The sequence below is a fragment of the Pseudoalteromonas sp. HF66 genome (genome assembly GCF_011806445.1).
GTDB classification, from domain to species: domain Bacteria; phylum Pseudomonadota; class Gammaproteobacteria; order Enterobacterales; family Alteromonadaceae; genus Pseudoalteromonas; species Pseudoalteromonas apostichopi.
The window spans coordinates 1-17,501 of sequence record NZ_JAATOU010000012.1; the positions used below are offsets into that span (position 1 = coordinate 1).

The window sequence follows — 17,501 nt, forward strand, 5'->3', positions numbered from 1 at the left end:
GGGTCATGATGGACTTGAACCATCGACCAATGGATTAAAAGTCCACTGCTCTACCAACTGAGCTAATGACCCGCTCTGGATATTAAGATGCGTAAATCCGCCGATATGAGACCATTCAAAAAGAATGGTGGGTCATGATGGACTTGAACCATCGACCAATGGATTAAAAGTCCACTGCTCTACCAACTGAGCTAATGACCCGCTCTTTTTTCCGCATTTCGGCTGTTGTTACCAATCGCCTGCTGCGGGCGCTTATAATACTTATTTAAATGCTGAGTGCAACAGAAAATATCTCTTTTTTTAAGTTTTTATGTCTAGTTGCCTAATTTTAGACCGCTTATGTCAAAAAGCAGTCTAATCAGGTCAAAACTACATTTGCGACAGACGTTCTGTGGCTAATTTTGCAGCGGTGGTACTTGGGTACTGATTAATTAAATCATTAAAGGTTTTAAGGGCTTGTTCGCCTAAACCTTGCTCCGCTAATAAGTTTCCTAACTTTAACATCGCATCTGGGCGTTTATTAGAATTAGGGTATTCATTCACAACTACTTTGAAATGCTCAGTCGCACCTGCTTGATCGTTTTGAATTGTTAATAGCTGACCTAACCAATAATGTGCATTAGATGCATATACTGAATTAGGGTAAGTAGTTAAGAATGTTTGGAACTCCGGAATTGCTTGCTCATAACGTTTATCTTTCATTATTAACGCCACTGCACGCTCATAGGCTTCATTTTCAGATAAATCTGAACTAATTGCCTGTGATACACCTACATCCGTATAAGAGTTAGTAGGTTGAGTTTGTGCGGCAGCGGGCTGGCTATAAGCTTGGCTGACTCGGTTTTCAATCTCTTGATAAAGCTCACGCTGACGCTGAAGTACTTTTTCAAGCTTGTAACTTTGCTCTTCAGTAATACCACGAACTTGGCTCACTTCGTCTTGTAAGATATTGAGCTGTTGCTGAAGCTCAGCTTGCAATAAATTACGTGACTTCATCATGTTTTCTAATGCGATTAAACGCTTTTCAATGCTCGATTGCGAGCTTGCAGCTTCTGAAACAGGAGCGGGAGCAGCCCATAACTGGGTGCTCCCGCTTAAGATCATTGCTGCCAAAATAATTTTCGGCTTCATAATGACTCTTTATTAGTAAACTAATACTGCGCGACGATTCTTCGCGAACGCTTCTTCAGTGCGAGACTTAACCATTGGCTTCTCTTCACCATAGCTCACTACTGACATTTGGCTAGCAGAAACACCTAAGCTTTGTAGGTATTTTTCTACTGCTTGACCACGATGCTCACCAAGTGCGATGTTGTACTCAGGCGTACCGCGCTCATCAGCGTGACCTTCGATTAGTACTTTAACTGATGGGTTTTGTACTAAGAATTCTGCGTGTGCTTGTAAAAGCTCCGCGTATTTGCTTTGGATTTTTGCGTTATCAAAACCAAAGTAGATGATTTGCTCTTGACGTAACGCTTCGTACTTTTCACGAAGTGCTTCTTCAGCTTGTTGCTCTGGAGTAAGCGTTGCAACTTCAACAGTATCAGTGTTTGATTGCTCAACCATACCTTGGTTAGATTGGTTTGCAGCACCCTCATCAACACCTGAAGAAGAGCTACACGCCGCTAATGTCATCACTGGCACAGCAATAAGCAGGCCTTTTAAAGTTTTATTAAGTTGCATTGAATTGATTCCTATATTGAGTAAACCAGTAAAATTACTGTAAATAAGGCGACCAAGCTGGCGCCTTAACTTGTCCATCTAGCACAGGTAAGCGAGCTTTAAAGCGACCGTCCATAGACACTAACGCCAACACCTGTTTATTATTATGAAGCGTGCTGTAGATAATCATCGAACCGTTTGGAGCGATACTCGGCGATTCATCTAGGCGAGTTCTTGTTAATACTTGAAACGCACCTGTAGCTAGCTCTTTTTTAGCAAGATGGTATTGACCGTTAGTACGATTCACCATCACTAATTCTTTTCCGTCTGGTGAAATCGAACCTGCTAAATTCATATCACCATCAAACGTCATACGTTTTGCTCTACCAGTTTGCAAATTTAACTTATAAATCTGGGCATTACCACCCCTTTCAGACGTAAACACGATATCTTGCCCATTTGGGTACCAAGAAGGCTCTGTATCGATACTACGATGATTTGTTAAACGCTTTTCTTTGCGAGTTACAAGGTCTAAAACATAGACTTCTGTTGCACCGTTACGGTCTTTTGAAAGTACTAATAATAGTTTTTTACCATCAGGTGAAAACTGTGGTGCACCATTAATACCTGGATGGCTTGTGATTAACTCACGTTTGCCCGTATACAAATCTTGAATGTAAATTTGGCTTTGACGATTTTCAAAGGTTACATACGCAAGCTTAGTACCATCTGGTGACCAAGCTGGGGACATAAGTGGCTCTTTAGAACGAAGCAATACTTGCTCATTGTAGCCATCATAGTCAGCAACAACCAGTTGATAAGGCTTCGGTTCATTATCACGTACAATAACGTAAGCAATTTTTGTTAAAAACGCACCTTTTTCACCCGTAAGCGCTTCGTAAACTACATCGCTAATACGGTGCGCATAACGGCGAAACCCTGTTTCAGATATAACACTCTCACGAGCATCTAATACATGGTCTTGGCTCTTCACTAATTGACCATTACTCATCATTTGCGTTTCGCCGCCTGTAATTTGACCACGGATCACATCGATAAGCTCATACTTTACTAAGTAACGTCCACCCGGTTGTTGCTCAACTTGACCAACAAGTACCGCTTCAACACCTTGATTGACCCATGCACCATAATCTACATCAGCATCTTTGCCGGGTAATTGAGGCATATTTGTCACATCAATAGGTTTAAATTTACCACTACGCATCAAATCAGCTGCAATAACGGTGCTCAATTTTTCAGGGATGGGACCAACGCCCTGGTATTTAAATGGAACAACCGCTATTGGGCGTGCTCCATCAATACCTTCAGTGATAACAATTTCTAGTGCAGCACTGGCAATGCCATGAAAGCCCAGTAATACAATAAAACATGCTGTTTTTATCTGGTTGAACATATCATTCCTTTAGAATTCTGGCTTAATTGTTAAGTTAATATTTTTCAGTTGCTCGAAAACATCTTTATCAGGCGAAACTGGTAGTGTATCGGCCATACGGACAGCACGAAGAGCAGCTTCACACACTAATTTATCACCACCAAGTGATTTTACTTGAGTTACTAACCCGTTAAAACCAAGGCGAATGTTAACGCGACATTGCTTATTCTTCATTTTTTCATCAATAAGTAAAGTTTGTTGAATACGCGCCATAATTAACGCTTTATATTTATCAACTTCACTCAAGACTTGTTGCTGACGTATTTTATTTCGTGCAGCCTGCTCAGCAGCTAACTGCTCTTGCAGCATTTGTTCTTGCAATGCCTGCTGACGTTTACGCTCTGCTTCAGCTTCTTTACGTTTACGTTCAGCTTCAGCTTCAGCAGCTTTACGCTTGCGCTCTGCTTCCGCTTTCTTTAACGCCTCTTCTTCAGCTTTACGTTTTTCAGCTGCGGCTTTTGCTGCGGCTTCAGCTTCTTGCTTTTGCTTTTCAGCTTGCTTAGCTTTGGCACGTTCTTTCTCTTGTATTTCACGTGCTTTCTTCGCTTGTGCTTCAGCTTCTGCTTTTTCTTTCTCTTTCGCTCGGCGTTGTTGCTCTAATTTTTTAAGACGACGGTCTTCAGCTTCGCGTTGCTTACGTGCATCATTTGCACGACGTTCAAGATCTCGAATTCGCTTTGCTTCGGCTTGTTTTTTTGCTTCTTCTTGCTTTTTAAGTTCAGCAATTTTCTGCTCAACCTTTTGTTGATCAACCGTTACTGCAGAAACCGCTTTTTCTGGTTCAGGCATAGCCGGATTCAATGTCACTTCCATTACCTTAGGAGCTGGCATATGAAAGTTCGCTGATACGACTAAGAAAACAATAATACCAAGGTGCAATAGAAGCGACTTTATTACTGATTCACGCATACTAACCCTCAAATGACTCAGTCATAAGACCCACAGAAGGCACACCGGCATTTTTCAAAAAGTCCATTAACAGCAACACTTCTTGATAAGAAACACGACCAGAACCTTTTATCATAACCGGAGTATCGGGGTTTTTCTGAAGTTGTAATTTTATAACAGCAGCTACATCAATTGCTTCCATAGGAGCTTCTGGATCAGTGCCGATACTTACATAGTACTTACCTTCAGCATCAATTGACGCAATGATAGGTGGTGTATCTTTGGTATCTACAAGATCCGATTCTTCCATTTTCGGCAAGTCCACTTTTACACCATGAGTAATCAGTGGTGCAGTTGCCATAAATATAATAAGTAGTACCAACATTACATCAATGTAAGGAACTACATTTATCTCACCTACTGGGCGACGTTTCTTACGCTGATACATTCGCTTTTGCCTCTATTTGCGCAGCTGCTTGGCGGTGTAAAATATTGGCGAACTCTTCCATGAAGTTAATGTAATTACCTTCAAGCTTTTCTACTTTATTTGCAAAACGGTTGTACGCAATAACTGCAGGGATTGCTGCGAATAAACCCATCGCTGTTGCGATAAGTGCTTCGGCGATACCCGGCGCAACCATTTGTAAAGTTGCTTGCTTAACTTCACCTAATGCAATGAATGCGTTCATGATACCCCACACCGTACCAAAAAGGCCGATATAAGGACTAATTGAACCCACTGTCGCTAAAAACGATAAACTTGATTCTAGTTTTTCAACTTCGCGTGACAAAGCCACACGCATTGAACGATGTGTGCCTTCCATTACGATGCTTGCACTTTGCGGTGAATTTTTCTTATGTCGTGCAAACTCCTTAAAACCAGCAACGAATAATGCTTCAACACCTGATGCGCCACCAGGACGAGCTGAAACTTCATTATATAATTTACTTAAGTCTATTCCTGACCAAAACTTTTGCTCAAAGCGCTTAGCGCCATTAAGTGCATCAGAAATCGCTTTTTTACGTTGAAAAATAATTGCCCATGACATTACCGACATGCCGACTAATGCCAACATTACTAGCTGGACAAGTACACTGGCTTCTAGAATAAGATCTAAAAAGTTAAGCCCTGATCCCACGTTAAACTCCTAAAAATAGATTTCTATGTAATTTGTTATATTTTTTACACTTGTATTTATTGACCACAAACATGGCCAAAAGTTACAACTAGTGTATCTAGTCAATTATGAACTGACAACGCTCTTGCTGTGAATTAGCGGCAAATAACGGTAAAAAGCAATTTGCTTAGTTATTTTTTAGCCAGATTGAATTTTACAAATACTTTTATGCATATTTTTACCTTAATAATAAGTCACTAGAGTGACGCTTAAAAGCAACCAAAACAATCAAAAACACGACGTTTATTCATAAATTACGCATAAACACCCAAAAGTACTTTTGCAAATCTACTACAGAATACTTAAACTAATCCTGAATACAGAATATGAATTTTATAAAAACCACTCTATTCATGCAGTTAAAGAGAAAATAACCACAAAGCGAACAAAAAGAAAACAATAGAATTTTTTGCTCACATTAGTTTTTTTAATCTGAAAATTAAATTTTTCTAGTTTGAAGAAAAATCCATCATTGCGTATTATTTACCTATACCGAGCTAGCAACCTCATGAAAGTTTCTTTCATTAAGCTCCGTTTTTAGCAATATGAAGTTTCGTATTGCTCTAGGTTTACTGAAATCAGGATAAAACCTTCTTTTAGTAGACCGTAGTTCCCTGAATTACTTCCTTCAACTTGTTGTTTGCCCGCATCCTTATGCGGGCTTTTTTTTGCCTGCGCAAACGCCAACGAGAATACCTATCAAAAACTTAACAGCATGTGAATTACAGGTGTTAGATGACTCTTGCCGGTATGCGGTATGCGGTATGCGGTATGCGGTATGCGGTATGCGGTATGCGGTATGCGGTATGCGGTATGCGGTAAAATCTATATTGCCATTTAAAAAGTCAACTTATCTCTATTAAAAAGCAGCCCTCTCGAGCTGCTTAATACTTATAACTTAAAGCTTTTGTAACTAACCTGAGTTTTGTTATTTATCTGGGGTTAGTCCAAAGTGCAAGTAAGCGATGTCTGATACAAGTCGTCCGCGCGGGGTACGTTGTATAAAGCCTTGTTGAATTAAAAACGGTTCTATTACATCTTCTATCGTTTCTTTTTCTTCGCCTATTGCAGCTGCAAGGTTATCAAGGCCAACTGGGCCGCCCATAAATTTTTCGATAATAGCTAATAGGTATTTTCTATCCATGTAGTCAAAACCGCTTTTATCGACATCAATCATATCGAGGGCTTGCTCTGCAACCGATGCGTTAACTTTACCGTCAGATTTAACTTGCGTGTAATCACGAACACGGCGTAACAAACGGTTCGCTATTCGCGGTGTGCCACGTGAGCGCTTGGCTATTTCTGTGGCTCCTTCATTGCACATAGTTAAATCTAAAAATCTTGCTGAACGAGCAACTATTTTTGATAAATCTTCAACCGAATAAAATTCTAAACGCTGCACTATGCCAAAACGGTCTCTCAGTGGTGAGGTGAGTGAACCTGCACGGGTTGTCGCACCTATTAAAGTAAATGGCGGTAAATCAAGTTTAATTGAACGTGCGGCTGGGCCCTCACCGATCATAATATCCAGCTGATAGTCTTCCATTGCTGGATACAAAATCTCTTCGACCTGCGGGCTCAAGCGGTGAATTTCGTCAATAAACAGTACGTCACCTTCTTCAAGGTTAGTTAAAAGAGCAGCTAAATCGCCAGCTTTTTCGAGTACTGGCCCTGACGTTGTTTTAATATTAACGTTAAGCTCGTTGGCAACAATGTTTGCAAGTGTGGTTTTACCAAGACCCGGTGGACCAAATATTAATAGGTGATCCAGGGCTTCGCCACGATGGCGAGCCGCCTCGATAAATATTTCCATTTGTTGCTTAACATGCGGCTGGCCTGTGTAATCTGTTAACAGTTTTGGCCGTATGGCACGATCAACACTGTCTTCGTTACTTTGTTCACTCGCATCTATTAAGCGATCTGCTTCTATCATGGTTTACTCACAACATTGATTTTAGAGCTTCTTTAATTAGAACCTCTGTCGTCATATCTGGTTTGTTCACTGCTTTCACCGCTTTTTGTGCTTGCGGTAGCTTATAACCTAATGCCACAAGTGCAGACACTGCATCATCGGCAGCATTATTTGCCACTAGGGTATCATCACTTGCAGGCTCAATGACGGCATTATCGCTAAATGGTGTAAATAAGTCATTACCCCAATCTTTCAGTCTGTCTTTCATTTCAAGTACTAAGCGCTCAGCAGTTTTTTTACCAACCCCCGGAAGTTTAACCAGTGTGGTTGCATCTTCATTGTTTACACAACTTACAAATTGCTGTGCTGACATACCCGATAAAATCGCAAGACCTAACTTTGGCCCTACGCCATTAGCCTTTAATAGCTCTCTAAATAAAGCGCGCTCTGTTTTATTGTTAAAACCAAATAATAGCTGGGCATCTTCACGTACCACAAAATGGGTATAAATAATCGTTTGCTCACCTACTGCGGGTAAATCATAAAAGCAGGTCATAGGCATTTGCACTTCGTAGCCTACACCACTTACTTCAATAAGAATTTCTGGCGGCTGTTTTTCAACAAGTAAGCCATTTAATCGACCAATCATATTACTTCCTTAATCGTCCTCTTACGGTTTTGCTCGCACTGCCCGCAAGTTTAATTAAATTTTGTTCTGAGTGTGCATGACATATAGCAATTGCTAGAGCGTCAGCGGCATCGGCTTGAGGTGTGCCTGGCAGCTTTAAAATATTCTTTACCATATGTTGTACTTGAGACTTATCGGCTCCGCCATTACCCACAACAGCTTGCTTGATTTGCCTTGCTGAATATTCATAAACTGGCAGCTCAGCCATTGAAGCGCCAACAATGGCAGCGCCACGAGCTTGACCAAGTTTTAGTGCCGAATCAGGGTTATGTGCCATAAACACTTTTTCGATAGCAAAGCTGTCTGGGGAGAATTGCTCTACCAATTGACTGATCCCTTGGTAAATCATTTTTAAACGAACAGGAAAATCGTGATCTGCCAATTTTATGCAACCACTTCCTAAATAAGTGAACTTAGCACCTTGGTGAGCAATCACGCCGTACCCTGTTAATCGTGAACCAGGATCAATCCCTAAAATAATCGCCAACTAACTGACCCATCTATTATCATTATTATCTGTGTTAATAATGCCAGAGCACTGTATAAATTACCAGTAACCAATTGCAATTCATAAAAAATGCCCGCAATTGCGAGCATTTTATAAACGCGTTTTTAGTTAGAATCTTATGCCAGTGAGCGTAATAAGCCTTGGGTATTTTTTCGCATTGTGCGCGCTATCATCAAATAACCCAAACATGCCACAAATAAGCCTCCTACTGCTGGGCCAATGACCCAAATATGAGGGTGAAACTTACCTGCTAAATCGAACATCTGTTTTTGCACTATTAACAGAGCGATGTCACTGACAATGGCAGCGACTAAACCTGCCGTAACCCCTAATAATAAAAACTCATATAAGGTGGCATTTTTAATTAAACGCCCTTTAGCTCCTAAAGTTCTTAAGATGACAATCTCTTGCATACGCTCACCCAAACTTGCTTGTACTTGTGAAATAAGCACTAAAGCTCCACAGGCAACGACAATTGCTAGTACAAAACCAATCGCTAACGATACTTGCTCTATTGTTGAGCGAATCTGTTTAATAAAGCTTTCAACATCAATCACATTCACTGTTGGGTATTGACGCATTAACTCATTAAATTCGCGTTTTTTATCTGCTTTTACATTCACCGATGAAATATAAGTAGCAGGAAAACTGGCTAGCACATCAGGACTTAAAATAATAAAGAAGTTAGGTTTGAGTGTCGTCCAGTTAACTTTTCGAACACTGGTAATTTTTGCATCGAAAGACTGTGCACCTATTAAGAAAGTAAGCGTATCACCTATTTTTACATCTAAGCGTTTAAGCATAGACTCTTCAACCGATGCCTCAGCCACTGAGTTTTCACTAAACCATGCACCGTCGATAAGCTCGTTTTGATTTGGCAAGTCCTTGCGCCAAGTTAGATTTAGCTCACGGCCAATGCCAGAGCGAGCTTCTTCGTCTTTCTTTTCGTTATCTTCTTGCGATACTTCGCGGGCAACCAGCTCACCATTAACGGCGTTTACACGGCCACGAACAACAGGGTAAAAATCAGACGTTGGCATATCATTTTGCGCTAAGAAACTAGTAATAAGTTCTAGTTCTTGCTCAGTAATGTTCACTAAAAATGAATTAGGTGCATTTTCTGGAAGCTGTGACTGCCAATCCGAGATCATGTCGTTCTTCAATACAATTAAAAACAGTAACAATTTTATAGCCAATGCAAAGCTAATTAATTGTACGGCATTAACGTTGGCACGCTTTTGAATTGATGCTATCGCCAATGACCAACTATTACCTGGGCTTAAACCGAGTTTGCGACCACCGCCAAAAATAACCTTTGATAAAGCAAATAACACCGCAATTAAAAATGCAGTTGAAAGAAACAAAATGGCACTTATTTTGATGTTATTACTAAACAACCACATGAGTAAAAACACAGTAAGCGCCGACATAGCCAAGTGCACTTTACTAACCAATAAACGGTCGCCTAAATTACGGCGCAGCACGCGCAGCGGAGGAATATCAAATAAATCGAGAAGTGGTTTAATAGAAAACATTACCGCACAAATCACGCCGGTACTAATAGCAATAATCCACGGTTTAGCAGATGCACTTGGTAGTGCTGTGCCCATGGTTTGTGCTAAATAATCTGTTGCAACTGCTTGTAAGCCATAACCAATCAGTAAACCAATTATGACCGACATTGAACAAACAAGGCTCAAGTGAAGTAAATAGATTTTACGTATCATAGCGCGGCTTCCGCCCAGCGTTTTCATCATGGCAACCGGGTCATATTGACGCTCACAATACCGTTTTGCCGATACCGCAATAGCAACAGCGGCTAAAATAATGCCAAGTAAACCAGCTAGCAATAGATAGCTCTCGGCACGATTTAAACTATTAGAAATAGGAGACTGGCGGTCTTTAACACCATACCAACGCTGGTTTTCTTTCATTTGTGGTTTTAACCACGCATAAAAGGTGTCTAAATTGTCTTTACTGCCAGCATAAAGTTGACGGTAAAACACTCGGCTACCCGGCTGAATTACCTCTGTAACGGCGATGTCTGCTTCATTAATTAAGATTCGCTGGCTGCTTGAAAACACATTAAACGGTGCATCAGGCTCTTCGGCTACAACATGACTAGCAGTAAACGTAGCAGCGCCAAGCTCTACTTTATCGCCCACTTTAATATTTAACGCATAAAACACTGATTCACTTAACCACACTTCACCACGACTTGGGATATCAGCAGTTACTTGTGGTTGATCAGTCAGGCTAGTTTTTACTTTTAACTCGCCTTTTAACGGATAGGTGTTTGATACGGCTTTCACCGAGCCAAGCTGCATTTCGTCACCAGCAAATAACATGGTATCGAAATAGGTTATTTTAGCGGTACGTAAGTTTTCTTGGTTGGCTTTTTCTAAAAACTCGGCAGGTAAAGCATGGTTACTTGCTAAAACGCGATCAGCAGCAATAAAGGCACTGCTTTTTTCTTCAATACTTTGACCAATTCGGTCGGTAACCATAGACAGTGTTAAAACAGTGAGAACAGCTAAGGCAATTGCTGCACTGATCACTGTTAACTCACCGCGTTTAAACTCACGTGAAAACAGTTTTAGTGCTAATTTAGCCCACATTCGCTTGCACTCCTTCGCTTTCTTTTACAGTTACTAACTGCCCTGCTTCAATGTGTAAAATTTGCTGACACTTTTGTGCAAGCTGCTCATCATGCGTTACTAAAATAAGTGTCGTGCCGTGCTCTTTATTTAATTCAAATAATAATGACTCAATTAATTTACCGTTTTTGCTATCAAGGTTCGCTGATGGTTCATCGGCAAATAAGATTTTCGGTGTACCAATAAATGCACGCGCGATAGCTACACGCTGCTGCTCACCGCCAGATAATTGCGATGGGTAATGGCCAACACGGTGACTTAAACCTACTTTTTCAAGTAGCTCAAGCGCTTGCTGTTTCGCGTCTTTACTACCGGCAAGTTCAGCCGGTAGCATCACGTTTTCAAGTGCTGTTAAGCTTTGTACAAGCATGAAAGACTGAAACACAAACCCCACTTTTTCGGCGCGAAGTGCCGCGCGTGCTTCTTCGCCTAATTCGTGCAAAGCAGCACCATCTAAATAAATACTGCCGCTAGTTGATTGGTCAAGTCCGGCTAACAAACTTAATAAAGTAGACTTACCCGAACCAGAGGTGCCCACTACTGCAACTGAGTCACCCGACTTGACATTAAAGCTGATGTCACTGAGGATGGTCAGGTTGCCCTCAACCGTGGTGACCGTTTTAGAAAGTCCTTTAACTTGAATGATGTTTAATTGAGAAAGCGCTGACATATGATGCATCCAATCCTACGTTTTATATTCGTTTTACTGTTAGTAATCAAACCACTTACAGCAGCAGCTGACAACACAATTTTAATTTTAGGTGACAGTTTAAGCGCCGCATACGGCCTTAAACAAGAACAAGGCTGGGTTAAATTGTTACAAGATAAGTACGATGAAAAAGACCAATCTGTATATTTAGTAAACGCTAGTATTAGTGGTGAAACTACCGGCGGCGCCTTAAGACGACTCGACGCGTTACTAAGTGAATTTGAACCCACTCATGTGCTTATTGAGCTTGGCGGAAACGATGGTTTACGTGGTTTCCCTATTAAACGCCTGCAAACTAACCTACGTGATTTAATAGCGAAAAGCCAACAAATTGGGGCGAAAACCGCCATAATGGAAGTACAAATTCCACCAAACTATGGCCCACGTTATACCAAACTTTTCACCGATAGCTTTAAAACTATTGCTGATGAAACAGATTCTGAACTCATGCCTTTTTTCATGCTTAATATTGCAGGCCGTCCTGAGCTTATGCAAAACGATAACCTCCACCCTAACGCCGATGCTCAACCATTAATACGCGACTTTATGTACAAAACGATCAACGATTGGCTAGATTAACCACTAGCCCATTGATTTAATACCGATTGCCTGAACAATAAACAGGCAATCGAACTGCGCTGATATTGATTTTTATAAAAAAAGCCGTACTATGGCTTGCAACGTCGGCATATAGCGCAGCTTGGTAGCGCACTGTCATGGGGTGTCAGGGGTCGCAGGTTCAAATCCTGCTATGCCGACCATTTTTCTACACTCTATTCAATAAGTTACTTAACTTAGCACGTGTATCGTATATTTTATCTCCTTAATCAATAACCTATGATTGATTACAGTGTCACAAACGTCGCCAAATTACTCATTATCCATGTAGTTCCATAGATTTCTTTGCTTTTTGTTTATTTCTATCTCTAAGCCCAGCACTGCTTGGTGAATATTATGAATAGTGGTTTTCATCTCCTGAAAGATTTTCATATTAATATCCTTATCAGTAAAAATACTACTACCATTTTTAGTTCGGCCATTTCGATGAATACAATCATGTCTGTAACAAATAAGCTTCTCTAAAGAACTTCTATTTTCTTTACCAATGACATCATTAAACTTTAAATTGAATACACCTTCGAATAATGCAGATACAACACCTAGATTATGAAACAAAAGCTCATCTAGCCTAGTATTGACTTTTTTAATTGGTAAGTTTTTATTGGTTAAAAACTCCACTAAAGTAAATCTTTCACTCTTTAATTCCTTCGAACTTTCAATAAAATTCAAAAAGCAGCTGAAGTTACTATTTATATAAAACTTAAATAGGTCGGATAAGTATGCTTCTAAGATTGTTATTGAGTGTGTGAAAAAAAGTCGACCTAGGAAATCCGTATAGTTTACATCAGCATCTTGTAGCTCATTTAAAGAAAAAATCGCATTTATATGGGCTCTTTCCAATATGTAATCATCATCTGTAACTAAAAGTGCAGTATTGTTCTCAACAAAAAACGAAGCTGAATTAGCATCATAATTAACTATGATATTTTTATTTTCACCACACCGATTGCAGTCATTAGATATTAAATCTTCGCCTAAATCATTAGATCCAGGGAGTGGTGCATTAAATTCATCTACAATATGTATTATTTCAACCTCTTCACCACACGTCTTGCATGCAAAGGTAATAGAAAGCTCCACGCCTGCTCCTTGAATCGTTACAAAGCTTTATATTACATTTCTTTGGGATATTTGAAACTAAGGAGCTAGCTATTATTCAATAATTTTACTTTTTAGGATGCTCCACAGCACACAGAGTTTTCGAAAGTAAGAGACAAGCTAGGTGTTTATAACCACCTAAAACCTGAAGAGCGCCCCACTTACCACGAAATACGAGGTTTGTCTGCAAGGCTAATAAAAGCCCAAGGTTGGGACCCACAAACTCGTATGGGCCACTCAGACAGTAAATCAACCAAGGTCTACACTGAATTCGGGAAGCAGATTGAGTGGGTGCAAGTGCCTAATTTGTCGGTGAGATTAGTAACCTAGCTTAATGGTTACTATCTCGAGCCTTCTTTCTTTTTAATAAGTACTCTAACGCTGCCTTTTCAGCTTCCTCTGTTTGGTGCTCCCCTGCATAACATAGAACGGCTCTAAGGGTATGATCAATATTAGATCTGTCAGCGACTTCGTGATATCTATTTAAACTACAAACCTCCATTGTCGACTTACCTTTCATAGTTTTCCATCGATATGTATTTCCAGGGACCGCAACTTCAATATGTTCATCATAATCGTCAAAATGAGCATGAATAATTTTATAATTCTTTGACTTTTTTGGAAATTTTTTATATGTAGATGATTTGGTTATTGGTTTTTGATATTTATGCTGATTGCAATCTTTACATGAAGTACATAAGTTATGCGGTTCGAATATCCATTCTGGATATGAATCCTTATCAATTATATGTTCGGTGTCCCATATTAATCCATGTGAGGAATGAAGGTCCACTTTACAGTATGCGCACTTCTGTCCCTGTTCGTCTATGTAATGCTGCTTAACTCTTTTTTTTATATCTTTAATCGAATCATGCGACCAAGTTTCTTCTGGAGACAACTCTAAACCAAGTAACTCTGCAATGATTTTTAGTTCTTCAACTGTATATTCATAAGCCTTCATTGTAGATTTAACGCCTTTAGAGTTTTCTTAAGAATAGATAATAAAGTCTTAACCTGATCACCTTCAGTAAGGTTCTCTTCAAAAGTTAATAACCGTTTAGCTTTATTAATAATCTCAACCTCAGAATTATTGTTTTCGCAAATTTCATCCAACACTTCAATTACTTGAGTAGTTAAATACTCATTTCTATTACCAGGTCTGTTAAACGCTTCAGCTAACTGAAAATCAGCAGAGCGATTATGAAAATCTTTTGAAGGCTTTAGTGTTGGAACTTTATCTTCTAGATTAACTAAATAGCAATTCTCTTTAGGTAATGATGAGACAATATTGGGGGAATGGGTAGCAATAATAAAATGACAGTTTTTAAAACTAGAAAACACATCTTCAAGAAGCGGCATAAAATTCAACTGCCATTCTGGATGTAAGCTTAATTCTGGTTCATCAATAAATATCAAAGAATCATTTTCAAGTTCACCTGCAATAGAAGAAAATATAAACAACAAACTTAACTGGCCAGAACTTGCTCCAGATAAAGGAAATTTTTCTCCTTTTTTATCCAACCTAGTGAAGGTAATGTCGTCTAAAGCAAGCAATCCATAATCAGATAGTAACTCTAAAGAGGCAAGCATTTCAGCGTCACTTACATTTTCATCTAAATTTATATCGTATTGAATTTGTATTGTTTCATGAAATTCGTATTTTTTGTTTCCTATTACATATTTAACAGCATTAAATAGCCTTGTTGATAAATCATCCTTGTCAACATCACTCAAATTAAATTGGTCAACTCGACTACGTGCAAATTCTTCATCTAGGGCAACTTCATAAATATCATCTTTGGATATAGGCATTCTAACCAAGCGCTCATGTAGCTGAATATTTAAACTAAAGTTTTTTGAAACACCGATTGCATTCAAAACTTTAGTAAAGTCTAGTTTTTCCTGATCTGGTTTTAGAAGGAGCTTAATAAAAGAAGCTCCAAGTTGATCAAATTTCTTTTGGAGAAATTGGTCGAAATTAAAACGTCTTCGTCCAAATGAGCGGTCGAAACATTTTGAGCCAAGATATATATAGCCTTTACGTTCTCTTGATAGGAAACTTCTTTCATGAAATGGAAACTTATCGTAAGGGCTACCTGTCACTGCTAAGACTTTTGTGGGGGTGATAATTTTATTACAAATGTTTTCATTTTCTGTAAAATGAAGCGAAATATCTTTACGATACGCAAAAACCTCTCTATTAGCGTTATGTATTATTCCTTCAATCTTCTGAGCAACTTCTCCACTAAGTTGACTAATGTCACTTAATATTTTTGCCTGAGTAAATGGATACACCGCCTCAATCTTAATTAAATGACCATCAATTATAAAAGTTTGAAGGTATGGCTCAATCTGATTTGAACATTTGTATTCAGAATCATTGATGCTGTAACTTATAGACTCTTCATAATTTAAAAAGGATAAATTCGTAATAAAATTATCCTTTACAAACTTGCCTCTATATCGTTCTAAGAAAATAAATGTTGAACAAACTAACTGTATTAATCTACTTTTTCCGACGCCATTATTTCCCATTAAAACAGTGATAATGTTGGAATTTAGATTTGTTTTCTTTGCTAGTTCAATGTGTTTACCATTAAAATCAACACTAGTGAGTATCATCTTTTTTCTAGCTTTGTATTATTTTAAAAATTTAGCTTACTAATTTATTAAGCATCATTCAATCATACCTCAACAGAATTAGGCTTGACACAATTCAATTTTTGTCAGATTTAGGTAATGACAATTTATTTTTTTGCTTAACATAATATGGAGAATTTATGAGCTATGTAACGGTTTTATTGCCATGTGCTGAAGGGTCTGATAGAAACTGCCTCGGAAAAGTAGGTGCAGATAAATATAGTGACTCATATTTTGATTTATCAACGGAAGACCAAAGAGAAATTGCTTCTCTCGCATCTCAGCATACCCAAGAGGACGGTGACTTTGTTTATTCTTTTGATGATGATGAAGAAGAAATTCGAATAGAACCTGCAGTATGCAGTTATTGCGGAAGTGATTATTATAGAAATGATGATGATGAAATCATTATGGATTAACCTCAAAGGTAGCCAAAAGGCTACCTTACTGTTACTTATTCTTATCTTTAGCAATAGATTGGTAATAAACTTAAGGATTTATGTGCTTAATAAAATTGACTCTTTAATTAAATTAATTGATGACCTAAAAATACAAGTTATATTATATCAATTTGGAGTTCCAGCAATTGCTTCACATAAAGTTAGAGAATATCTTGGTATAGCTAATGCGACTCATATTGTTGTGCCGACGAATGAACCAAATAAAATGTATAAAGTAGAATTATCTGATTGTATAAGCTATTTAGAAAAAAACTCAAAACTAACAATAAGCTACTTAAACCTACCATTAAAAGCAGCATTACTAGACTTAGGAGATGAATTATCTCAAATGAAATACCTCCACAAGAATGCCACTTTAGAATTCTTGCGCCATATTAGAAATGGAATTGCCCATGGAAATAAATTTAATATTCAAAGTTTAAAAAGACCAGCTAGTTTCAATGAACTAACAATCAATACTTCACTGAATAACCAAAAGGTCATGGGCGACATGCATGGTGAAGGTTTTCTAAGTCTTTCAAGCGCTTTTCAACTAATAGATGCAGTAAAAGCTGAAGTTATATATTTCCAGAATAATGCTCATAACAATAAGATTTAAAAAGAGCTTCTATCACAGCTTTTTGAAAACTCAAAACAAGGCTTATGAAGCCTAATACTCCTTGTTACCACACCTTCTAAACAAAAATCATCCTCTGGTGAAACATACACTGGTTTAAATTCATCAGAGGCTGATAACAACAACCGATTGTCTTTATCTATGATCTTACATACAAAACAACCGTTGTAACTTGCAACAACAATATCACCGGTACTAACATCCACCGCCCTATCAACTAAGAGTAAGTCACCATCATATATCCCTACTCCCTGCATAGACTGGCCAGAAGCCATACCGATAAAGGTAGCATCAGGGTGCTTAATTAAGAGCTGATCGAGCGATAAACCGAGCTCTTTGTATTGAGCCGCAGGAGATTCAAAGCCTGTAATACCAGCTTCGATATAAATTGGGATAACGAACATAAGCAA

The 17,501-nt window shown here is 38.7% G+C and carries 18 protein-coding genes and 3 tRNA genes; 4 read left to right on the top strand and 17 right to left on the bottom strand.

All coding sequences use genetic code 11. The features are described 5' to 3' along the window. The 13 genes from HCZ11_RS12655 to HCZ11_RS12715 form a co-directional block, all read right to left on the bottom strand. A tRNA-Lys gene (locus tag HCZ11_RS12655) sits at positions 1 to 72 on the bottom strand. A gap of 53 nt (positions 73 to 125) precedes the next feature. Further along, positions 126 to 201: transfer RNA gene (locus HCZ11_RS12660), tRNA-Lys, on the bottom strand. Between the two features lie 168 nt (positions 202 to 369). Next, positions 370 to 1,131: a tol-pal system protein YbgF gene (ybgF, locus tag HCZ11_RS12665; RefSeq protein WP_167658574.1), complete on the bottom strand. Its 762-nt coding sequence runs from the start codon at positions 1,129 to 1,131 to the stop codon at positions 370 to 372. A 12-nt stretch (positions 1,132 to 1,143) separates the two neighbouring features. Continuing rightward, positions 1,144 to 1,683, bottom strand: coding sequence for a peptidoglycan-associated lipoprotein Pal (pal, locus tag HCZ11_RS12670; RefSeq protein WP_130051703.1), 540 nt, complete (start codon positions 1,681 to 1,683; stop codon positions 1,144 to 1,146). Between the two features lie 34 nt (positions 1,684 to 1,717). Continuing rightward, positions 1,718 to 3,076, bottom strand: a complete 1,359-nt coding sequence (gene tolB / locus HCZ11_RS12675; protein WP_167658575.1) for a Tol-Pal system beta propeller repeat protein TolB — start codon at positions 3,074 to 3,076, stop codon at positions 1,718 to 1,720. Positions 3,077 to 3,085: 9 nt separating this feature from the next. Continuing rightward, positions 3,086 to 4,024, bottom strand: coding sequence for a cell envelope integrity protein TolA (gene tolA / locus HCZ11_RS12680; RefSeq protein ID WP_167658576.1), 939 nt, complete (start codon positions 4,022 to 4,024; stop codon positions 3,086 to 3,088). A 1-nt stretch (position 4,025) separates the two neighbouring features. After that, on the bottom strand, positions 4,026 to 4,451 hold the full coding sequence (gene tolR, locus HCZ11_RS12685; RefSeq protein ID WP_130051706.1) for a protein TolR: 426 nt from the start codon (positions 4,449 to 4,451) through the stop codon (positions 4,026 to 4,028). Further along, entirely contained in the window at positions 4,438 to 5,142 is a 705-nt protein-coding gene (gene tolQ, locus HCZ11_RS12690; RefSeq protein WP_130051707.1) for a protein TolQ, read from the bottom strand. The genes tolR and tolQ overlap by 14 nt, the downstream gene beginning before the upstream one ends. A gap of 967 nt (positions 5,143 to 6,109) precedes the next feature. Continuing rightward, the gene (gene ruvB / locus HCZ11_RS12695; protein WP_130051708.1) at positions 6,110 to 7,114 is read right to left on the bottom strand and encodes a Holliday junction branch migration DNA helicase RuvB; all 1,005 of its coding nucleotides are present in this window, start codon (positions 7,112 to 7,114) and stop codon (positions 6,110 to 6,112) included. Between the two features lie 7 nt (positions 7,115 to 7,121). Continuing rightward, positions 7,122 to 7,742: a Holliday junction branch migration protein RuvA gene (gene ruvA, locus HCZ11_RS12700; protein WP_167658577.1), complete on the bottom strand. Its 621-nt coding sequence runs from the start codon at positions 7,740 to 7,742 to the stop codon at positions 7,122 to 7,124. Position 7,743: 1 nt separating this feature from the next. Next, on the bottom strand, positions 7,744 to 8,268 hold the full coding sequence (gene ruvC / locus HCZ11_RS12705) for a crossover junction endodeoxyribonuclease RuvC (protein WP_054561285.1): 525 nt from the start codon (positions 8,266 to 8,268) through the stop codon (positions 7,744 to 7,746). A 137-nt stretch (positions 8,269 to 8,405) separates the two neighbouring features. After that, positions 8,406 to 10,907 (bottom strand): ABC transporter permease, encoded by a 2,502-nt coding sequence (locus tag HCZ11_RS12710; protein WP_167658578.1) that lies wholly within the window; start codon positions 10,905 to 10,907, stop codon positions 8,406 to 8,408. Continuing rightward, positions 10,897 to 11,616 (bottom strand): ABC transporter ATP-binding protein, encoded by a 720-nt coding sequence (locus HCZ11_RS12715; protein WP_130051711.1) that lies wholly within the window; start codon positions 11,614 to 11,616, stop codon positions 10,897 to 10,899. Before HCZ11_RS12715 ends, HCZ11_RS12710 begins: the two co-directional genes overlap by 11 nt. On the opposite strand from HCZ11_RS12715, the gene HCZ11_RS12720 reads away from it, so the two are divergent. Both HCZ11_RS12720 and HCZ11_RS12725 read left to right on the top strand, forming a co-directional pair. Then, the gene (locus HCZ11_RS12720; protein ID WP_130051712.1) at positions 11,617 to 12,234 is read left to right on the top strand and encodes an arylesterase; all 618 of its coding nucleotides are present in this window, start codon (positions 11,617 to 11,619) and stop codon (positions 12,232 to 12,234) included. A gap of 105 nt (positions 12,235 to 12,339) precedes the next feature. Then, positions 12,340 to 12,416: transfer RNA gene (locus HCZ11_RS12725), tRNA-Pro, on the top strand. Positions 12,417 to 12,525: 109 nt separating this feature from the next. On the opposite strand, the gene HCZ11_RS12730 is transcribed toward HCZ11_RS12725, so the two are convergent. The 3 genes from HCZ11_RS12730 to HCZ11_RS12740 form a co-directional block, all read right to left on the bottom strand. Continuing rightward, positions 12,526 to 13,356: a hypothetical protein gene (locus HCZ11_RS12730; protein ID WP_167658579.1), complete on the bottom strand. Its 831-nt coding sequence runs from the start codon at positions 13,354 to 13,356 to the stop codon at positions 12,526 to 12,528. A gap of 349 nt (positions 13,357 to 13,705) precedes the next feature. Further along, entirely contained in the window at positions 13,706 to 14,335 is a 630-nt protein-coding gene (locus HCZ11_RS12735; protein ID WP_167658580.1) for a hypothetical protein, read from the bottom strand. Then, on the bottom strand, positions 14,332 to 15,996 hold the full coding sequence (locus HCZ11_RS12740; protein WP_167658581.1) for an AAA family ATPase: 1,665 nt from the start codon (positions 15,994 to 15,996) through the stop codon (positions 14,332 to 14,334). Before HCZ11_RS12740 ends, HCZ11_RS12735 begins: the two co-directional genes overlap by 4 nt. A 158-nt stretch (positions 15,997 to 16,154) precedes the next feature. On the opposite strand from HCZ11_RS12740, the gene HCZ11_RS12745 reads away from it, so the two are divergent. Both HCZ11_RS12745 and HCZ11_RS12750 read left to right on the top strand, forming a co-directional pair. Continuing rightward, positions 16,155 to 16,433: a hypothetical protein gene (locus HCZ11_RS12745; RefSeq protein WP_167658582.1), complete on the top strand. Its 279-nt coding sequence runs from the start codon at positions 16,155 to 16,157 to the stop codon at positions 16,431 to 16,433. 82 nt (positions 16,434 to 16,515) lie between these two features. Continuing rightward, the gene (locus HCZ11_RS12750; protein ID WP_167658583.1) at positions 16,516 to 17,073 is read left to right on the top strand and encodes a hypothetical protein; all 558 of its coding nucleotides are present in this window, start codon (positions 16,516 to 16,518) and stop codon (positions 17,071 to 17,073) included. Here the strand turns inward: HCZ11_RS12750 and HCZ11_RS12755 are convergent. Beyond that, positions 17,070 to 17,495 (bottom strand): LexA family transcriptional regulator, encoded by a 426-nt coding sequence (locus HCZ11_RS12755; protein WP_167658584.1) that lies wholly within the window; start codon positions 17,493 to 17,495, stop codon positions 17,070 to 17,072. The two genes, HCZ11_RS12750 and HCZ11_RS12755, sit on opposite strands and share 4 nt — an antisense overlap. Between the last annotated feature and the right edge of the window lie 6 nt (positions 17,496 to 17,501).